Consider the following 17,856-nt stretch of genomic DNA (forward strand, 5'->3'; position numbering starts at 1 on the left):
CTTTTTTTTGGGGCGGCGCACCCCGGATGATTTTCAGGACCGTGGCACATGCATGAGCATCCGCTACAACGCTTCTTCAAATCCTTGCGCGAACGTCCGGTGTTTGCGTGGGAGCGCTATCAGAAGCGCGATGTGCTGGTGATCGATCACCCGCTGTGTCAGGCGGTGTTCAGCCGGCAGGGCGCGCAGTTGCTGCACTTCCAGCCCAAGGGCCAGAAGCCCTGGCTCTGGTGCGCGGCGAAGTGGCCACAAGTCGGCGCGATTCGTGGCGGTGTGCCGGTATGCTGGCCGTGGTATGGCCGTCATCCAAGCGAAAACGCCTGGCCTTCCCATGGCTGGGCACGGTTGATCGACTGGAAACTGCTCGACAGCAGCCATGACGACGATGGCGTGCGCCTGCATTGGCAACTTCAGCTGTGTGACTGGCAAGTGGACCTGCACGCACACTTGGGCGAACGCATGGATCTGCGCCTGAGCACCGAGCATCAGGACAGCCTGCCGTGCCAATTGAGCCAGGCGTTGCATGCCTATTGGCGTATTGGTGATGTCGGTGAGATAGCGCTGTCCGGACTCGATGGCGCCCACGGTTACGACCAGTTGAACCGCCAGGTTTGCCAGCAGGAAGGCGAGTTGAGAGTTGATGGTGGGTGTCAGCGGGTGTTCCAGCATGACGGTGAATTGCAGCTCAAGGACCACGCCTGGCAGCGCGAGTTGTGCATCGACACCGGTGACCATGCGGACACGGTGGTCTGGCATCCGGGGGCGCGACCGTTGCTGGGGGTGAGCTGGAACGAGATTTCAGAATTTGTGTGTGTCGAGGCGGCGAGTGGCGGGACCGACAGTTTGAGCCTGGCGCCGGGGCAGAAAGCGCATTTGAGTTTGCAGGCGCGGGTGGGGGTTTAGTTCCAGAATCTTTGCGCCTGGGCTGGCCCTTTCGCGAGCAGGCTCGCTCCCACAGTGGACCTGCTTTGAATACAAATACAGTGTCCACCGAAGATCTAATGTGGGAGCGAGCCTGCTCGCGATGAGGCCAGGACAGGCAATGAAGATATTGACCTAGTTAAACTCATCCCCAACCGGATACCGACTGGCATTGAGGCTCTCTTTGATCTTGCGCAAATGCGGCTGGAAGTCCACGCCACGGCGCAAGGTCATGCCGGTGGCCAGCACATCCAGCACGGTCAGCTGGATGATCCGCGACGTCATCGGCATATAGATGTCGGTGTCTTCCGGCAACGGAATGTTCAGGCTCAAGGTGCTGGCCTTGGCCAAAGGCGACCCCTCGGCCGTCAGCCCCAGCACTGAAGCGCCGTTCTCCCGGGCGATACGCGCCACTTCCACCAGTTCGCGGGTGCGGCCGGTGTAGGAAATGATCACGAACAACTCGCCGGTATGCGCCACCGACGCAATCATGCGCTGCATCAGCACGTCGGCATGGGCGGTGACCGCCAGGTTGAAGCGGAAGAACTTGTGCTGCGCATCCAGCGCCACCGGGGCCGAGGCGCCAAGGCCGAAGAAGTGGATCTGTCGGGCCTGGATCAACAAGTCGACGGCGCGGCTGATCAGGTTCGGGTCCAGTGCCTGCAAGGCACTGTCCAGCGACGCAATGGCGCTGCCGAAAATCTTCTTGGTGTACGCCTCGGGATTGTCATCGGCCTCGACTGCACGGCTGACATACGCCGCGCCGCTGGCCAGGCTCTGGGCCAGTTGAAGCTTGAGCTCCGGGTAGCCACTGACGCCGAACGAACGGCAGAAACGGTTGACCGTCGGCTCGCTGACCTTAGAGGCCTGGGCGAGGGCGGCAATGCTGAACCGGGTGGCCAGCTCTGGGTTGAGCAGGATCACTTCGGCGACTTTGCGTTCCGCCTTGTTCAGGTCTTCAAGGCGATTCTGGATCTGTTCCAGTAAATTTCGCACGCGGTCCATATATGTTCCTTAGCTCCGCAAACAAGAGAGCAATGCAAATAAGGGCCCCGGCTATGCAAATTGGGACTTTGATCGGGCCCGTCACGGTGGCCTATCCTACTGATGGCTCCGACCGACCACCACTCGGAATCTGTATTTTGCGAAAATGTTGTGGTTATTACTACATTTTCCCTTGAGTGATGCCTTGAAAAAAGGTATTTGTAGCTTAACTTGATAAAAGAACAAACATCATGCCTTCGATTACGGTTGAACCGTGCACCTTTGCCTTGTTCGGCGCCCTCGGTGACTTGGCCCTGCGCAAACTGTTTCCTGCCCTTTATCAACTCGATGGCGCAGGCCTGCTGCACGAGGAAACGCGGATTATCGCGCTGGCCCGTGAGCCAGGCAGCGAGCAGGAACACCTGGCGTTCATCGCCTCCGAACTGCGCCGTTATGTAGGTGCCAAAGAGCTGGACGAAGCTGTGGTCGAACGCTTCCTGGCCCGTTTGAGCTACCTGCATGTCGACTTCCTCAAGGCCGACGATTACGTCGCCCTGGCCGAAATGGCCGGCAGCGCCCAGCGTGTGATTGCCTACTTCGCCACGCCGGCCGCCGTTTACGGTGCGATCTGCGAGAACCTGTCGAAGGTCGGCCTGACTGAAAACACCCGCGTGGTGCTGGAAAAGCCCATCGGTTCGGACCTGGAATCCTCGCGCAAGGTCAACGACGCCGTGGCGCAGTTCTTCCCGGAGAACCGCACCTACCGCATCGATCACTACCTGGGCAAAGAGACCGTCCAGAACCTGATCGCCCTGCGTTTCGCCAACAGCCTGTTCGAAACCCAGTGGAACCAAAATTATATCTCCCACGTGGAAATCACCGTGGCCGAGAAGGTCGGCATCGAAGGCCGCTGGGGTTACTTCGACAAGGCTGGTCAGCTGCGGGACATGATCCAGAATCACCTGCTGCAACTGCTCTGCCTGATCGCCATGGACCCGCCGGCCGACCTGTCCGCCGACAGCATCCGTGACGAGAAAGTCAAAGTGCTCAAGGCCCTGGCGCCTATCAGCCCGGAAGGCCTGACTACACAAGTGGTGCGCGGCCAGTACATCGCCGGGTACAGCGAAGGCAAACCGGTTCCGGGGTATCTGGAAGAACCGAATTCGAACACCCAAAGCGACACCGAAACCTTCGTCGCCCTGCGTGCGGACATCCGCAACTGGCGCTGGGCCGGCGTGCCGTTTTACCTGCGCACCGGCAAGCGCATGCCGCAGAAGCTGTCGCAGATCGTCATCCACTTCAAGGAACCGTCGCACTACATCTTCGCCCCCGAGCAGCGCCTGCAAATCAGCAACAAGCTGATTATCCGCCTGCAACCGGATGAAGGCATTTCCTTGCGTGTGATGACCAAAGAACAAGGCCTGGACAAGGGTATGCAGTTGCGCAGCGGTCCGTTGCAGCTGAATTTTTCCGACACTTATCGCAGCGCACGGATTCCCGATGCCTACGAGCGGTTGTTGCTGGAAGTGATGCGCGGCAATCAGAACCTGTTTGTCCGTAAAGATGAAATCGAAGCCGCGTGGAAGTGGTGTGACCAGTTGATCGCCGGGTGGAAAAAATCCGGTGATGCGCCCAAGCCGTATGCGGCTGGGTCCTGGGGACCGATGAGCTCCATTGCTCTGATCACGCGGGATGGGAGGTCGTGGTATGGCGATATCTGAATTGAAACTGCCTCAGGGCGTCAGCGCCCATGAGTTCAAAAGCCCGGTGTTGCTGGCCGATGGTCTGGCGCTGAATGTGGCCAAGCAACTGAGTGACGCCATCGACGCTCGCGGCAGCGCGACGCTGGTGGTGTCCGGTGGCCGCAGCCCGGTGGCTTTTTTCCAAAACCTGGCGAAGCAGAAACTCGACTGGTCCAAGGTCGTGGTCACCCTGGCCGACGAGCGTTGGGTGCCGGTCGAGCATGCCGACAGCAATGCCGGTCTGCTCAAGCGTTACCTGTTGCAAGGCCCGGCAGCCAAGGCTCAGTTTCTGAGCCTCTACAGCGCCACTGCGAACCTTGAGCAGGCCGCCGAGCAGGCCGACCGTTTGCTCGCCGAATTGCCGCCGATCGATGTGTTGATCCTCGGCATGGGCGATGACGGTCACACCGCTTCGCTGTTCCCCAACAGCCCGAACCTGATCGATGCCTTGAAAGTCGACGGCACCCGTCGGTGCTATCCGATGCTGGCACCGACCGTGCCGCATCAGCGACTGACCATGAGCCGCGCGCTGCTGGCCTCGGCCAAGACCACCGTTCTATCGATTTCCGGTCAGTCCAAACTGACCACTTTGAGTGCCGCATTGGCCGGTGACGATGTCGCCGCCATGCCGATTCGCGCGTTTCTGCAACCTACGTTAGAGATTTACTGGTGCCCATGAGCCAAGGATCAGCCGCTATGACAATCACATCCCCGACCGTTTCCATGGCGGACAAAATTGCCCTGATCGACAGCCTCTGCGCCAAGGCGCGGATCCTGCCGGTGATCACCATCGCCCGCGAACAGGACGTCCTGCCGCTGGCCGATGCCCTGGCCGCCGGTGGCCTGACTGCCCTGGAAGTGACCCTGCGTTCGCAGTTCGGCCTCAAGGCCATCCAGATTCTGCGTGAGCAGCGTCCGGAGCTGGTGACCGGTGCAGGTACTGTGCTGGATCGCACGATGCTCGCCGCTGCCGAAGCGGCCGGCTCGCAGTTCATCGTCACCCCGGGTATCACCCGTGACCTGCTCGAAGCCAGCGTCGATAGCCCGATCCCGCTGTTGCCAGGCATCAGCAACGCTTCCGGCATCATGGAAGGCTATGGTCTGGGTTATCGCCGCTTCAAGCTGTTCCCGGCGGAAGTCAGCGGTGGCGTTGCCGCCATCAAGGCCCTTGGCGGCCCGTTCGGTGAAGTGAAATTCTGCCCGACCGGCGGCGTCAGCCCGGCCAACATCAAGAGCTACATGGCGTTGAAAAACGTGATGTGCGTGGGCGGTAGCTGGATGCTGGATCCCGAGTGGATCAAGAACGGCGACTGGGCCCGCATTCAGGAATGCACCGCCGAGGCCTTGGCGCTGCTGGACTGATCGGCTTTTACCAAACACTTCGTTGTGTGTTCTACGGCTTTACGGTGCGCTTGGTCGGTGCACCGTTTTTTTTTGCCTGATGAAATACCTCTGCAAGGGAAATGATGCGATACATAGTTACCGCCTCTCGCCGCCCATCCAGCGTTAACCTGCGTTCATCTTATGGAAGAGAGAACGTCATGGACGACACCACCTCCGCAACACCCGCACCCTCCGTTTACCTGCTGTCTCCCGAGCAAATTGCCGGCCCGTATTTCCGCAATCCGAAACTGATCAGGCGCAACATCAGCGAGAGCGCCGATGGCATTCCCCTGGTGCTGCGACTGTCGATTGTCGATGCCATGACGGGGGAGCCGGTGACCGGAGCCCTGGTCGATATCTGGCATTGCAATGCGCGCGGTGCGTATTCGGGCTGGAGCAAGGTCAATCCGGACCAGGAAGTCGATGTCGGGGACATCGGCTCCATCCCGCGCACCGACGACGACACCTATCTGCGAGGCGGACAATTCACCGACAAAAAGGGCATTGTGCGGTTTACCACCATCTACCCGGGGTTCTATGCCGGCCGTACCTTGCACATTCATGTCGCCGTGCGCATTACGTCCGGCAACAATTACCTCGACGAACGACACGTCGCCTGGGTCGGTCAGCTCTACTTCCCCGAACCCGCTTCACGTTCGGTGCTAAACGCCCGGGACTACAGCGGCCGATCGGTCTCGCCGTTGAGCAACAATGAAGACACTTATTACCGCGAGCAGGGTGGCGAGGCTTCGACATTGACGGTCCACACCCTCGGTCGAGACTCGAACGAGGATGGCTTTTTCGGGCATACGACCATCGGTATCGACACGTTCGCCGCTTCGACGCAAATCAAGCCGGAGGACTTCGACAAATACACGGTCTGACGTCAGCGCAACTCGCTCAGCGCCCTGGCCAGCAGATCCATGTCGGCAGCGGTGGTGGTGAGCCCTGGTGTAATGCGAATGCAGGGCCCGCTCGCCGCGCCACTGCGGACCACGGTGAACAGGTTGTAATCGCTGAGCAGCCGCTCGACCATCGCCTGTTGATCGGTATGCCGGGTAAAGCGCATCGAGGTAATGCCGCAGTACAGTCGCGGGTCATCGGGTGTCATGATCTCGATCCCCGGTAACTCGCGAACGGCGCTGACCCACCGGTTGCGCAGGTAATTGAGCCGTGTGCTCTTGGCAGCGGCCCCGCCCATGGCGAGATGCTCCTCGAATACCAGCGGCAGCGTCAGCAGGGCCGGGATGTTCGGTGTGCTGTAGGGCGTGCGGGCGCGGATATCGGTGACCGGGAAGTGCATCTCGCCCATGTCCGGGTCGATGTCGGCCAAACGCTCGGGGTCTATATAGATAAAGCCCAGCGTCAGGGGCGCGCCAATCCACTTGTGCAGGTTGAAGCCGGCGAAAGAAACGCCCAGTTCATCCAGATTGAACTCGATCTGGCCGAGGGCGTGCGCGCCGTCAAGGATCACGTCGATGCCGTATTCTTTCGCGGCAGCAGCAATGGCCTGCACGGGCATGACCAATCCGGTGCGATGGGTGACATGGGTCAGGGCCATCAATTTGAGCTTTGGATAACGCGCGAAAGCGTCGCGATAAGTCGCCAGCAAGCTGTCAAACGTTGCGGGGTGCGCGTGGTCGATTTCGATCACTTCCACGCCGCGATGCCGTGCCAGCCAACGCATCGCGCCTTTGACCGTGTCGTACTCCAGATCGCAAATCAGCACCTGATCGCCCGGCTGAAGGCGATTGTAATTGCGGATCAACGATTGCAGGCCGTCCGACGCGTTACGGGTGAGGGCCACGGTGTCGACTGGAACGTCGATCAGGCGGGCGAGCTGCGCCCGGATCTCGAGACTTTCGATCTGTTCGAAACGCTGGCGTACATGCACCGAGTTGCTGCGGTTGATCAGCTCGATATTGCGCTCGTACTCCTCGACCACGGTGCGCGACATCCGTCCGAAGTAACCGTTTTCAAGGTTGATGGGCCCGGGTTCGACCGAGTAGCGGTCGGCAAAGGTTTTCCAGAAATGTTCATCACGGGCGCGACGGGTGTTATCGGGCATGAGCTACTCGGCTTTTTTGATGACGATGTCAGTGGCGCGGGGCAGGTTTGCCGTGTTTGGCGCGCAGCGGTTCGAGCAGGTCCGACAGACCGTTGTGGTCGATCTCCTGCATCAGGGCCAGCAATCCGCCCAGCTCACCGTGCGGGAATCCTTCACGGGCGAACCAGTTCAGGTATTGGCCGGGCAGGTCGGCAATGATGCGACCCTTGTATTTGCCGAAGGGCATTTCACGGGTGATCAACAGTTCGAGCTTTTCAGGGTTCATCTATCGGTCGTCTTGATTCATCAGGCTGGAAAATACAGGCATTCTGCATGCAGGCCAATTGACAGTTCATGCAAAAAAAGCGGATACAGATTTGGTCGCTATAACTAACTTATTGAAATATAACGCATAAATTCTCAGTTCGAAGCTGGCATGCAGGGTGCAATAGCTATTGCATCTTTCATCAACCCGCAAGGAATTGAAAAATGACCGACATGAATAAAGAAGCGATCTCTGTACTCAACGACCTGATTGAAACCAGCAAAGACGGTCAGGAAGGGTTCAAGACTTGCGCTGAAGACATCAAACACCCTGAACTCAAAACCCTGTTCGTGCAACGCTCCGCCGACTGCGCCACCGCCGCTGCCGAACTTCAGAGTGCCGTGCGTTCGATGGGCGGCGATCCGGAAACGTCCACCAGCGTCAGCGGTGATCTGCACCGTCGTTGGGTCGACGTCAAAGCGATGTTCACCGGCAAGGATGAAGAAGCCGTGCTGAACGAAGCCGAACGCGGTGAAGACCATGCACTGAAGGCATACAAAGAAGCCCTCGAAAAAATCAACAAGCACAATCTGGTGGGCATTCGTGACCTGGTTGAACGTCAGTACCACGGCGTGCAACGCAATCACGATCAGGTAAAAGCCCTGCGCAACCAGGCTCGCGCACGCTCTTAAGCGTTCGTAGCCTGTCAAAAACGCCAGCCAGTCTGGCGTTTTTTTGTGTCTGGGATTTAACGCTGGACGGAATATAGATAGCTCGCTAATAATTTGTTTTTCAAGTGACTTCAGTGAACCCGACTATCGTTAAAAACGTCCTTTCAAGAGTCTTTTACGTGCCTATCACTTTGCAGGCTTTGTTTGCGCCTGACCGCCGCGCCCTACAGTTCGCAATCAAAACCTTGATCGGTGGCGGTCTGGCCCTGTGGCTGGCATTGCGCTGGGGGCTTGAGCAACCCGCCTGGGCATTGATGACGGCGTTCATCGTCGCTCAGCCATTGTCTGGAATGGTGGTGCAGAAGGGGCTGGCACGGCTGCTGGGCACGCTGGTCGGCACGATTATGTCGGTGGTATTCATGGGCTTGTTCGCCCAGACGCCTTGGCTGTTTTTGCTGGCCTTGGCGTTGTGGCTCGGGCTGTGTACAGCGAGTTCAACGTTGCTGCGCAGTGCCTGGTCCTATTCATTTGTGCTGGCCGGTTACACGGTGGCGATCATCGCGTTGCCGGCCATTACCCATCCGCTGACGGTGTTCGACCAGGCCGTGGCGCGCTGCACGGAAATTTGTCTGGGCATCCTGTGCGCCACGGCGGCCAGCGCGTTGCTGTGGCCGATGCGCGTCGAGCGACAACTGGCGGATCAGGCGCGAGCTGCCTGGAACAGCGGGATGAATGCTGCGCGTGCAACGCTGGCCGGCGATGCTCAGGCCCGTAAGGGGTTGCTGGAGATCCTCGGGCGAATTGTCGCGGTCGATGCCCAGCGCGAACATGCCTGGTTTGAAGGTGGCCTGGGTCGGCAGCGGGCACGAGCCATCAGCGGCTTGAGCCAGAAGCTCTTGATGCTGCTGCGCATTGCCCGTTCGGTGCGCCGTCAGTGGAAGCAGCTGGAACCACAGGAAGCCGAGCAACTGTCGCCGTGGATGACCGAGGTTCAGGTTGCGCTCAGCGGCGACGATACGGCGACCCTGCAAGCGTTGCGGCCGAGGTTGCTCGATGCGTCCCATGACCCGCACATCAGCTCCGCGCAGAGTTATTGCCTGGCCCGTTTCACCTTGTTGCTCGATACCGCGATGGCGGCCACTGCGGCGATGAAAGCGGTGGAGGAGGGGCGCGAAACGGTCGATCCGCCACGCACCCTGGCGCCGCACCGCGACCTGTCATTGGCGCTGGTGTTTGGCGCGCGTAGTGCCCTGGCGTTTCTGGTGGTGTCGTGCTTCTGGCTGGCGACGGCCTGGCCCGCCGCGTCGGGCGCCCTGGTGCTGACGTGCGTGGTGTGCAGCCTGTTCGCCAGTCGCGAGAACGGCGCGCAGATCGGCATGAGTTTTATGCGAGGCATTTTCCTGGCGATTCCGGCGGCGTTTTTCGTCGGGCAGATTCTGCTGCCGCAATGGAGCGGATTTGCCTTGCTCTGTATGGGCATGGGCGTGCCGTTGTTTTTCGGTGCGCTGGGCATGGCCAAGCCGCAGATTGGGGCCACGGCGACTTCGTTCTGTCTGCATTTCATCGTGCTGGTGTCGCCGCTGAACGCGATGAAATTCGACGTCGCCACGTTCTTCAACAGCGCCCAGGCGATGGTGGTCGGTGTCGGCGCGGCGGTGCTGGCGTTTCATTTGCTGATCCTGCGTAACCCGGCGTGGCATGGCCGCCGCTTGCTGGCAGCGACGCTCGACGATCTGGTGCGGCTGACTCGCCGTAACCTGCGGGGTGCCGAAAGCTGGTTTGGCGGACGCATGGCCGACCGCTTGCTGCAACTGGCGCGGCACTATCCCGAGTTGCCGGAACCGGCGCGCAGTCGCTGGGATGACGGCTTGCTCGGCCTCGATATCGGCGATGAATTGTTGCATCTGCGGTTGAGCCTGGCGGTGGCGCAAGTGCCGGTCAGCGCACCGCAGCGGCGTTATCTCGAGCAGTTGGAAGAAGTCCTTGAACAGGGCCCTGCGGGCAACCGCGTCGATGCGCTGGAACGACCCAGCGCAGATTTCTTGAAGACCTTGTACGCGTTGCCACCCAGCGACGCGGTGAAACTGGCTCAGGGCGCGGTGCTGCAATTGCAGAGCAGTTGGCGCGCCTGGTGCCGTCAGCAGGAGCAAAGCCATGGGCTTGCGTGAGTGGTCGGTGGGTGGCGTGCTGCTCAGTCCGTTTTTGATTTATGTGCTGCTGGCACTGCTGGTCACCGGAGCCTTGCGCATGCTGTTGCGCCTGACACCGGTCGGCCGCTGGATCTGGCACGAAGCACTGTTTGATTGCGCCTTGTACGTCTGTGTATTGGCCTTGATCACCGTCGTCCTCGGACCTTTATAAGGAGTTGAACATGCGTACCCCCGTACGTGTCGCGGTAACCCTGTGCCTGGTGGCGGTGGCGATCTTTGCCGGCTTCCATTTGTGGCAGTACTACATGCTTACGCCCTGGACCCGGGATGCGCGGATCCGCGCCGACGTGGTGGTCATCGCCCCGGACGTCTCGGGGTGGGTGCGTGAACTCAAGGCGTTCGATAACCAGCCGGTCAAGGCGGGCGACCTGTTGCTGAGCATCGATCGTGACCGGTTCGAAGCGGCGCTGGAGAAGGCCCAGGCGGTGGTTCAGACCCGCCAGCAACAACTCAATCTGCGCGAACGCGAAGCCAGTCGCCGCGCCAGCCTCGGGCCGCAAGCCATCAGTGCCGAACTGCGCGAGAACGCACAAATCAACGCCGGTATCGCCCGGGGTGAATTGCGTGAAGCTCAGGCGGAAGCCAAGGTTGCCGAACTCAATCTGGCGCGCAGTCAGGTCCATGCGCCTCGCAGCGGCCACATCACCAACCTGCGCCTGGCCCAAGGCAATTATGTGAACGCCGGGCAGCCGGTGATGGCATTGATCGATGATTCGACCTTCTATGTGCAGGCGTATTTCGAGGAAACCAAGTTGTCGCGGATTCGGGTTGGCGATCCGGTGAAGATCTGGTTGATGAGCGCGGGAGAAGCGCTGGACGGGCATGTGGAAAGCATCAGCCGCGGGATTACCGATCGCAACACCACGCCAGATGGGCAGTTGTTGGCGGAGGTAGAACCGACGTTTAACTGGGTGAGGCTGGCACAGCGGATTCCGGTGCGGATCAAGATTGATAAATTGCCGGAGGGCATGAATCTGAGTTCGGGGATGACGGCGAGTGTGCAGGTAAGCGAACGCTAAATACGCTGCGCCGCAATCATTGTGGCGAGGGAGCTTGTCGGAACGCCGCACCGTCACGCTCGGCTGCGAAGCGGTCTAAAAAACTCACGCCGCAGTTGATCAGATCAAACGCGGCGCCTGATTTGGGGGTGCTGCGCACCCCAACGGGACGGTGCGGTGTTCCGACAATCTCCCTCGCCACAGGTGAGAGGTGAATCAGCCGATGCTGATCGCCGGCAGGGTAGGCAGCGTCACCGTCTGCTGCTTGCGCGGCGCCAGAATCTCGGCCTCGCCATCCACTACCAATTCATCGCGCTGGTTAAACACCCGCGTGGCGATCCGCACACGAAACTTCGGCAGTTTCTCGAGGATTTCCAGGCGCACGGTCAGGGTGTCGCCAATCTTCACCGGCTTCTGAAAGCTCATCTGCTGACCGATATAAATAGTCCCCGGCCCAGGCAACTCGCAAGCCACGGCCGCGCTGATCAGCGCACCGCTGAACATGCCGTGAGCGATGCGCTCCTTGAACATGGTGCCGGCGGCGAATTCCGCGTCCAGGTGCACCGGGTTGTGATCACCCGACATCGCGGCGAACAACTGAATGTCGCGCTCTTCGACCGTCTTGCTGTAGCTGGCGGTCTGGCCGACTTCGAGGGCTTCGTATGGGGTGTTGGTAACCTGGGTCATCTGTTTCAATTCCTGTGACGAATAAAAAATCCACAAAAAAACTATTCCGATCTGGGTGGCCGGCGGTGGCTCAGCGCCTGGGCGATCCAGTTCAACACGTCATTGATCACTTCATCGCGGTTGCTCTCGTTGAACAGTTCATGCCGTGCCTGCGGGTAAATAGTCAGTTGCAGGTTCTGGCTGCCGGCCGCGCGTAGTGCATCGGCCAGATCCTTCAGACGTTTGCCTTCGCTCACCGGATCACATTCACCGCCAATCACCAGCAACGGCAGGCCCGGATCAATCTGAGCGAGATTGGACGCTTTGCTGATTTGCTGCAACCCACCGAGCAAATCGATCCACAGCTGATTGGTGCAACGAAAGCCGCAGAGCGGGTCGTTGGCGTACCGATCGACTTCCGCCGGATCGCGGCTGAGCCAGTCGAAACGCGTGCGCACCGGTTTGAATTTTTTGTTGAACGAGCCAAACGACAGCCACTCGATCAGCGCACTGCGGCCCTTGGGCCCCTGACGCAGTTTTTCGACACGGGCAATCTGACGTGCCGCGCGATAGAGCGCGATGGGCTGGAAGTTCGAACCGCTGAGCACCGCACCGTGCAGGCTGGCGCTGTGATGCAGCAGGTAGGCCTGGGCGATGTAGCTGCCCATGCTGTGGCCGAGTAGCACGATCGGCACGCCAGGATGTTGCTGGCCGATGTGCTGGTTGAGGCTCGCCAGATCGCCAACCACTTTGCACCAGCCATCGTCATCGGCGAAATGGCCGAGCGTCCCGTTTTCGGCAGTTTTGCCATGTCCACGCAGGTCCGGCGCGTAGACACCGTAACCCTGCGCGCAGAGTTTTTCCGCCAGGCGGGCGTAGCGACCGCTGTGTTCCGCCATGCCATGGGCCAGCAGAATCACGGCTTTCAAAGGCGGATCGGGCAGCCACTGGTTGACGAAGAGGCGGCTGCGGTCACTCGCGGTCAGCCAGAAAGTGTCGTGGATCATGGCGATTCCTTTGCATGGGGCTGCCGGGTATGAAAATAGCCTCGATGCATTGTATAGCGCATCCAGCGCTTGCCGTCTGATCAGGCCACGCCGCTGCAGCAAGATTCACGCGGTCAATGACGCCCATTGGCATATTTGCCTGATTCGCCATAGCTGCTAGTGTCCGTGAAGCCCCGCTTTTACAAAAGTGACAGAAAAGCGGCCCGGATAGGCTCAGGTAAAGAGGACAAGAACAATGCAACCTGATTTCTGGAATGACAAACGCCCGGCCGGCGTGCCCCTGGACATTGACCTTGGGGCCTATAAGTCGGTGCTTGAGGTGTTCGAGCGTTCCTGCAAGAAATTCGCTGATCGCCCCGCCTTCAGCAACATGGGCGTGACCCTGACCTACGCCGAACTGGAACGCTACAGCCTGGCGTTCGCCGGTTACCTGCAAGCCCACACCGACTTGGTGCCGGGGGATCGCATCGCGGTGCAGATGCCCAACGTTTTGCATTACCCGATTGCCGTGTTCGGTGCCTTGCGCGCCGGGCTGATCGTGGTCAACACCAACCCGCTGTACACCGCGCGGGAGATGCGTCATCAGTTCAAGGACTCCGGTGCCCGGGCGTTGGTGTACCTGAACATGTTCGGGGCCAAGGTCCAGGAAGTGCTGCCCGACACCGACATCCAGTACCTGATCGAAGCGAAGATGGGCGACCTGATGCCTGCCGCCAAGGGTTGGCTGGTCAACACGATGGTGAGCAAGGTCAAGAAAATGGTCCCGGACTATTCCTTGCCCCAGGCGATTTCCTTCAAGAGCGCGCTGCGTCTGGGCCGGGGCCTGGGCATCAAGCCGCTGAACGTCAGCCTCGACGACATCGCGGTGTTGCAATACACCGGCGGCACCACCGGCCTGGCCAAGGGCGCGATGCTGACCCACGGCAACCTGGTGGCGAACATGCAACAGGCGCGGGCATGCCTCGGACAGTTCGGCAGCGACGGTCAGCCATTGCTGCGCGAAGGTCAGGAAGTGATGATCGCGCCGCTGCCGCTGTACCACATCTATGCCTTCACGGCGAATTGCATGTGCATGATGGTGACCGGCAACCACAACGTGCTGATCACCAATCCACGCGACATCGGCGCCTTCATCAAGGAGCTGAAGAACTGGCGGTTCTCGGCACTGCTGGGGCTTAACACGCTGTTCGTTGCATTGATGGATCACCCAGACTTCAAGACCCTGGATTTCTCCAGCCTCAAACTCACCAACTCCGGCGGCACCGCGCTGGTCAAGGCCACCGCCGAGCGCTGGGAACAGCTCACCGGCTGCCGCATCACCGAGGGTTATGGCCTGACCGAAACCTCACCGGTGGCCTGCACCAACCCCTACGGCGACAAATCGCGGATCGGCACGGTCGGCCTGCCGGTGCCGGGCACCACCCTGAAAGTGATCAACGATGAAGGCGTCGAGCAGCCGCTGGGCGAGCGAGGCGAACTGTGCATCAAGGGCCCGCAGATCATGAAGGGCTACTGGCAGAAACCGGAAGCCACCGCCGAGGTGCTGGATGCCGAAGGCTGGTTCAAGTCCGGCGATATCGCGGTGATCGACCCGGACGGTTTTGTGCGCATCGTCGATCGCAAGAAAGACATGATCATCGTCTCGGGCTTCAACGTGTACCCGAACGAGATCGAAGACATCGTGATGGCTCACCCGAAAGTCGCCAACTGCGCGGTGATCGGCGTACCGGACGAGCGTTCGGGGGAGGCGGTGAAGCTGTTTGTGGTGGCCCGCGAATCAGGGGTCAGCCTTGAAGAGCTGAAGGCGTACTGCAAGGAAAACTTCACGGCGTACAAAGTGCCCAAGCACATTGTGTTGCGGGAGTCGTTGCCGATGACGCCGGTGGGCAAGATCCTGCGGCGGGAGTTGCGGGATATCGCGTAGTCGGTGAATGGCCGCGCTTCGCGCGTTCGCGGGCAAGCCTCGCTCCTGCAGGTTCGTGTCGTTCATTAAGTCAGCGAACGATGCGAGCCTGCAGGAACGAGGCTTGCCCGCGAAGCTTTTAAACATCTGAAGCCCCCGGTTTCACAGGCTTTTCAGGGGTGTATAGAATTTTTGCTCTAAAATGACCGCTAGCAATTCTTGAGTCACAATTGTGACCGTAGAGGCCGCTTTTGGCTCTAGTCGACCCTTGGCAAAGCTGCTACTCTCGGCGCGCTTTGTGACGTCTCGGGCTTATGAAAGCGCTAGATTCACCGACAAACACACACCAATAATAATCGCATCAAATGCGGTGCTGAATTCGCGTTGCTGAGGAGTGGGCTTCCATGAACGAAGACTTTTGGAAGGATAAGTACCCTGCCGGGATTGCTGCCGAGATCAATCCAGACGAGTATCCGAATATTCAGGCAGTGTTGAAACGTTCCTGCCAGCGCTTCGCCGACAAACCGGCATTCAGCAACCTGGGCAAGACAATCACCTACGGTGAACTGTACGAATTGTCCGGTGCCTTTGCCGCTTACCTGCAACAGCATACCGACTTGCAGCCGGGCGATCGAATCGCCGTGCAACTGCCCAACGTGTTGCAGTACCCGGTCGCCGTATTCGGTGCCATTCGCGCCGGGCTGATCGTGGTCAACACCAACCCGCTGTACACCGCGCGGGAAATGGAACACCAATTCAACGATTCCGGTGCCAAAGCCCTGGTCTGCCTGGCCAACATGGCGCATCTGGCCGAAATCGTCGTGCCGAAAACCGGCGTCAAGCACGTGATCGTCACCGAAGTGGCCGACCTGCTGCCACCGCTCAAGCGCCTGCTGGTCAACAGCGTCATCAAGTACGTGAAGAAGATGGTCCCGGCGTATCACTTGCCCAAGGCGATCAAGTTCAACGACGTGCTGAGCAAGGGCCACGGCCAGCCAGTGGCTGAAGCCAACCCGGCCAGCAGCGACGTTGCCGTCCTGCAATACACTGGCGGCACCACCGGCGTAGCCAAGGGCGCGATGCTGACCCATCGCAACCTCGTGGCGAACATGTTGCAGTGCAAGGCGCTGATGGGTTCCAACCTCAACGAAGGCTGCGAGATCCTGATCACGCCGCTGCCGCTGTACCACATCTATGCCTTCACCTTTCATTGCATGGCGATGATGCTGATCGGCAACCACAACATCCTGATCAGCAACCCGCGCGATTTGACGGCGATGGTCAAAGAACTGTCGAAGTGGAAGTTCAGCGGCTTCGTCGGCCTCAATACCCTGTTCGTGGCGCTGTGCAACAACGAAGCGTTCCGCAAGCTGGACTTCTCGGCGCTGAAAGTCACCCTGTCCGGCGGCATGGCCCTGCAACTGGCGGCAGCCGAGCGCTGGAAAGCGGTCACCGGTTGCGCCATCTGCGAAGGTTACGGGATGACCGAAACCAGCCCGGTCGCCACGGTGAACCCGATCCAGCACATCCAGATCGGCACCATCGGTATTCCGGTTCCATCGACCGTGTGCAAGGTCATCGACGATGCCGGCGTTGAACAGCCGCTGGGCGAAATCGGTGAACTGTGTGTGAAAGGTCCGCAAGTCATGAAGGGCTACTGGCAGCGTCAGGACGCCACCGATGAAATGCTCGACAGCGAAGGCTGGTTGAAGACCGGTGACATCGCGCTGATCCAGCCGGACGGCTACATGCGAATTGTCGATCGCAAGAAAGACATGATTCTGGTCTCCGGTTTCAACGTTTACCCGAACGAGCTGGAAGATGTGCTGGCGACCCTGCCGGGCGTGCTGCAATGCGCGGCCATCGGCGTGCCGGACGAGAAGTCGGGCGAGGCGATCAAGATCTTCATCGTCGCCAAACCGGGCGTGACGTTGACCAAGGAGCAGGTGATGGAGCACATGCGTGCGAACGTCACCGGTTACAAGGTCCCGCGCGCCGTGGAGTTCCGCGATGCGCTGCCGACCACCAACGTCGGCAAGATCCTGCGCCGCGAATTGCGCGACGAAGAGCTGAAGAAGCTCAACGCCAAGAAAGTCAGCGCGTAACAAACAAGAAGCCCCGCAGATGCGGGGCTTTTTGTTGCCTGACTGATCGTCCCCACGCTCTGCGTGGGAGCGATCGATTTAGAGGCGAAACGGCGCGAAATTGACGTTGGTGCCCGCCGGACGCATGTCCTGGAGGTATGAGTCCTTGTCGGCGCTCAGTTCCAGGCTCAAGGCGGCTTTGCGCTTGCCTTCGTTGCGCACCACCAGGCCTTCAAGCTTCTCGCGCAGGAACACCGTCGGCACTTTCAAGTGCAGCAGTTCGTCGGTTTCCGGCGTGTGCATCAGCAGGTGAACCCATTCGTACTGACCAATGGCCAGGCGCGCCACCGGGATATCGAACCACCAGATGTTGCGGTTGCGGTTCAATTCGGTGAAATGGCAGTTGTTGACGCCAAGCACAGCACCGCCGAGTTCCTGGTTTCTGCGGGCAATGGCCTGCTTTTTATCGAGTTTCATAACATTCCTACGGGATTGGATCTTCAGCGCCATGGCCTGAATACGTTGCGCATTCTCGGGGGTTGGTCGGCAAACATAAAGCCCAACCTGCACTGAACGATGAAATGTCGCCGTGAAAATAAATGAAACTCCGTGCAAATGCTCCCGGTCAATCTTTGTGTAACGACTTTTTCCGTTGAATTGTTCACAGGAGAAACACCATGAGCAGCACTGGCGATAAAGTAAAAGGCATGGCCAACGAAGCCGCCGGCAACGTCAAGCAAGGCGTCGGCAAGGCCACCGGTAATGACAAAATGCGCGCCGAAGGGGTCGTGCAGGAAAGAAAAGGCGAGGCCCAGCAAGCGGTCGGCAAAGCCAAGGACGCGATTAAGAAAGGCGTCGACAAGGCTTGATTCGGCCTTTGATGAACAACATGAACGGCCATCCACGGATGGCCGTTTTTGTGTCAGCCTGAACTTGCGCACGGAAATTGTTTCAAAGTCGCCAAGTAGGCTACTT

The 17,856-nt window shown here is 59.5% G+C and carries 18 protein-coding genes; 12 read left to right on the top strand and 6 right to left on the bottom strand.

Going from position 1 to position 17,856, the window contains the following annotated elements:
• Positions 1 to 48: 48 nt before the first annotated feature.
• Entirely contained in the window at positions 49 to 903 is an 855-nt protein-coding gene (locus BLU63_RS17925; protein WP_010457382.1) for a D-hexose-6-phosphate mutarotase, read from the top strand.
• A gap of 153 nt (positions 904 to 1,056) precedes the next feature.
• On the opposite strand, the gene BLU63_RS17930 is transcribed toward BLU63_RS17925, so the two are convergent.
• Complete coding sequence (locus BLU63_RS17930) at positions 1,057 to 1,917, bottom strand: MurR/RpiR family transcriptional regulator (protein ID WP_169858048.1); 861 nt, start codon at positions 1,915 to 1,917, stop codon at positions 1,057 to 1,059.
• A 239-nt stretch (positions 1,918 to 2,156) separates the two neighbouring features.
• Here BLU63_RS17930 and zwf point away from each other — a divergent pair, with 239 nt between their 5' ends.
• The 4 genes from zwf (at position 2,157) to BLU63_RS17950 (ending at position 5,914) form a co-directional block, all read left to right on the top strand.
• Positions 2,157 to 3,626: a glucose-6-phosphate dehydrogenase gene (gene zwf / locus BLU63_RS17935; RefSeq protein ID WP_010457378.1), complete on the top strand. Its 1,470-nt coding sequence runs from the start codon at positions 2,157 to 2,159 to the stop codon at positions 3,624 to 3,626.
• Positions 3,613 to 4,326 (top strand): 6-phosphogluconolactonase, encoded by a 714-nt coding sequence (pgl, locus tag BLU63_RS17940; RefSeq protein WP_083375895.1) that lies wholly within the window; start codon positions 3,613 to 3,615, stop codon positions 4,324 to 4,326. Before zwf ends, pgl begins: the two co-directional genes overlap by 14 nt.
• Positions 4,327 to 4,343: 17 nt before the next feature.
• Positions 4,344 to 5,009 carry a bifunctional 4-hydroxy-2-oxoglutarate aldolase/2-dehydro-3-deoxy-phosphogluconate aldolase gene (locus BLU63_RS17945; RefSeq protein WP_010457374.1) on the top strand — a complete coding sequence of 222 codons (666 nt, stop codon included), beginning with the start codon at positions 4,344 to 4,346 and terminating at the stop codon, positions 5,007 to 5,009.
• A gap of 179 nt (positions 5,010 to 5,188) precedes the next feature.
• Positions 5,189 to 5,914, top strand: a complete 726-nt coding sequence (locus BLU63_RS17950; RefSeq protein WP_010457372.1) for an intradiol ring-cleavage dioxygenase — start codon at positions 5,189 to 5,191, stop codon at positions 5,912 to 5,914.
• A 2-nt stretch (positions 5,915 to 5,916) separates the two neighbouring features.
• On the opposite strand, the gene BLU63_RS17955 is transcribed toward BLU63_RS17950, so the two are convergent.
• Together BLU63_RS17955 and BLU63_RS17960 are read right to left on the bottom strand one after the other, a co-directional pair.
• Positions 5,917 to 7,098 (bottom strand): aminotransferase class V-fold PLP-dependent enzyme, encoded by a 1,182-nt coding sequence (locus BLU63_RS17955; RefSeq protein ID WP_083375896.1) that lies wholly within the window; start codon positions 7,096 to 7,098, stop codon positions 5,917 to 5,919.
• A gap of 28 nt (positions 7,099 to 7,126) precedes the next feature.
• Entirely contained in the window at positions 7,127 to 7,363 is a 237-nt protein-coding gene (locus BLU63_RS17960) for a DUF3820 family protein (protein ID WP_010457368.1), read from the bottom strand.
• A 203-nt stretch (positions 7,364 to 7,566) separates the two neighbouring features.
• Here BLU63_RS17960 and BLU63_RS17965 point away from each other — a divergent pair, with 203 nt between their 5' ends.
• The 4 genes from BLU63_RS17965 (at position 7,567) to BLU63_RS17980 (ending at position 11,242) form a co-directional block, all read left to right on the top strand.
• On the top strand, positions 7,567 to 8,034 hold the full coding sequence (locus BLU63_RS17965; RefSeq protein WP_010457366.1) for a ferritin-like domain-containing protein: 468 nt from the start codon (positions 7,567 to 7,569) through the stop codon (positions 8,032 to 8,034).
• A 158-nt stretch (positions 8,035 to 8,192) separates the two neighbouring features.
• Positions 8,193 to 10,181, top strand: a complete 1,989-nt coding sequence (locus BLU63_RS17970; RefSeq protein WP_083375897.1) for an FUSC family protein — start codon at positions 8,193 to 8,195, stop codon at positions 10,179 to 10,181.
• Complete coding sequence (locus tag BLU63_RS17975) at positions 10,168 to 10,374, top strand: DUF1656 domain-containing protein (protein WP_083375898.1); 207 nt, start codon at positions 10,168 to 10,170, stop codon at positions 10,372 to 10,374. Before BLU63_RS17970 ends, BLU63_RS17975 begins: the two co-directional genes overlap by 14 nt.
• A 10-nt stretch (positions 10,375 to 10,384) precedes the next feature.
• The gene (locus tag BLU63_RS17980; protein WP_010457361.1) at positions 10,385 to 11,242 is read left to right on the top strand and encodes an efflux RND transporter periplasmic adaptor subunit; all 858 of its coding nucleotides are present in this window, start codon (positions 10,385 to 10,387) and stop codon (positions 11,240 to 11,242) included.
• Positions 11,243 to 11,437: 195 nt separating this feature from the next.
• On the opposite strand, the gene BLU63_RS17985 is transcribed toward BLU63_RS17980, so the two are convergent.
• A complete protein-coding gene (locus BLU63_RS17985) occupies positions 11,438 to 11,908 on the bottom strand; it encodes a MaoC family dehydratase (RefSeq protein ID WP_008151121.1) in 471 nt (156 codons plus the stop codon).
• Positions 11,909 to 11,949: 41 nt separating this feature from the next.
• Positions 11,950 to 12,894: an alpha/beta hydrolase gene (locus BLU63_RS17990; RefSeq protein WP_010457358.1), complete on the bottom strand. Its 945-nt coding sequence runs from the start codon at positions 12,892 to 12,894 to the stop codon at positions 11,950 to 11,952.
• A gap of 235 nt (positions 12,895 to 13,129) precedes the next feature.
• On the opposite strand from BLU63_RS17990, the gene fadD2 reads away from it, so the two are divergent.
• Positions 13,130 to 14,818, top strand: a complete 1,689-nt coding sequence (fadD2, locus tag BLU63_RS17995; protein WP_010457356.1) for a long-chain-fatty-acid--CoA ligase FadD2 — start codon at positions 13,130 to 13,132, stop codon at positions 14,816 to 14,818.
• A gap of 383 nt (positions 14,819 to 15,201) precedes the next feature.
• Positions 15,202 to 16,902: a long-chain-fatty-acid--CoA ligase FadD1 gene (gene fadD1, locus BLU63_RS18000; RefSeq protein WP_083375899.1), complete on the top strand. Its 1,701-nt coding sequence runs from the start codon at positions 15,202 to 15,204 to the stop codon at positions 16,900 to 16,902.
• Positions 16,903 to 16,980: 78 nt separating this feature from the next.
• On the opposite strand, the gene BLU63_RS18005 is transcribed toward fadD1, so the two are convergent.
• Positions 16,981 to 17,358, bottom strand: a complete 378-nt coding sequence (locus tag BLU63_RS18005; protein WP_010457352.1) for a hypothetical protein — start codon at positions 17,356 to 17,358, stop codon at positions 16,981 to 16,983.
• Positions 17,359 to 17,558: 200 nt separating this feature from the next.
• On the opposite strand from BLU63_RS18005, the gene BLU63_RS18010 reads away from it, so the two are divergent.
• The gene (locus BLU63_RS18010) at positions 17,559 to 17,750 is read left to right on the top strand and encodes a CsbD family protein (protein ID WP_010457349.1); all 192 of its coding nucleotides are present in this window, start codon (positions 17,559 to 17,561) and stop codon (positions 17,748 to 17,750) included.
• Positions 17,751 to 17,856: the final 106 nt, after the last annotated feature.

The organism is Pseudomonas mandelii, assembly GCF_900106065.1.
Lineage (GTDB): Bacteria > Pseudomonadota > Gammaproteobacteria > Pseudomonadales > Pseudomonadaceae > Aquipseudomonas > Aquipseudomonas mandelii.

Excerpts from the sequence above, each read along its gene's own strand:
- BLU63_RS17965 (WP_010457366.1), top strand. The coding sequence starts at position 7,567 with ATGACCGACATGAATAAAGAAGCGATCTCTGTACTCAACGACCTGATT.
- zwf (WP_010457378.1), top strand. The coding sequence starts at position 2,157 with ATGCCTTCGATTACGGTTGAACCGTGCACCTTTGCCTTGTTCGGCGCC.
- BLU63_RS17990 (WP_010457358.1), bottom strand. The coding sequence starts at position 12,894 with ATGATCCACGACACTTTCTGGCTGACCGCGAGTGACCGCAGCCGCCTC.
- BLU63_RS17960 (WP_010457368.1), bottom strand. The coding sequence starts at position 7,363 with ATGAACCCTGAAAAGCTCGAACTGTTGATCACCCGTGAAATGCCCTTC.
- BLU63_RS17955 (WP_083375896.1), bottom strand. The coding sequence starts at position 7,098 with ATGCCCGATAACACCCGTCGCGCCCGTGATGAACATTTCTGGAAAACC.
- BLU63_RS17975 (WP_083375898.1), top strand. The coding sequence starts at position 10,168 with ATGGGCTTGCGTGAGTGGTCGGTGGGTGGCGTGCTGCTCAGTCCGTTT.
- BLU63_RS18005 (WP_010457352.1), bottom strand. The coding sequence starts at position 17,358 with ATGAAACTCGATAAAAAGCAGGCCATTGCCCGCAGAAACCAGGAACTC.
- fadD2 (WP_010457356.1), top strand. The coding sequence starts at position 13,130 with ATGCAACCTGATTTCTGGAATGACAAACGCCCGGCCGGCGTGCCCCTG.
- BLU63_RS18010 (WP_010457349.1), top strand. The coding sequence starts at position 17,559 with ATGAGCAGCACTGGCGATAAAGTAAAAGGCATGGCCAACGAAGCCGCC.
- BLU63_RS17985 (WP_008151121.1), bottom strand. The coding sequence starts at position 11,908 with ATGACCCAGGTTACCAACACCCCATACGAAGCCCTCGAAGTCGGCCAG.
- BLU63_RS17950 (WP_010457372.1), top strand. The coding sequence starts at position 5,189 with ATGGACGACACCACCTCCGCAACACCCGCACCCTCCGTTTACCTGCTG.
- pgl (WP_083375895.1), top strand. The coding sequence starts at position 3,613 with ATGGCGATATCTGAATTGAAACTGCCTCAGGGCGTCAGCGCCCATGAG.
- BLU63_RS17980 (WP_010457361.1), top strand. The coding sequence starts at position 10,385 with ATGCGTACCCCCGTACGTGTCGCGGTAACCCTGTGCCTGGTGGCGGTG.
- BLU63_RS17925 (WP_010457382.1), top strand. The coding sequence starts at position 49 with ATGCATGAGCATCCGCTACAACGCTTCTTCAAATCCTTGCGCGAACGT.
- BLU63_RS17945 (WP_010457374.1), top strand. The coding sequence starts at position 4,344 with ATGACAATCACATCCCCGACCGTTTCCATGGCGGACAAAATTGCCCTG.
- fadD1 (WP_083375899.1), top strand. The coding sequence starts at position 15,202 with ATGAACGAAGACTTTTGGAAGGATAAGTACCCTGCCGGGATTGCTGCC.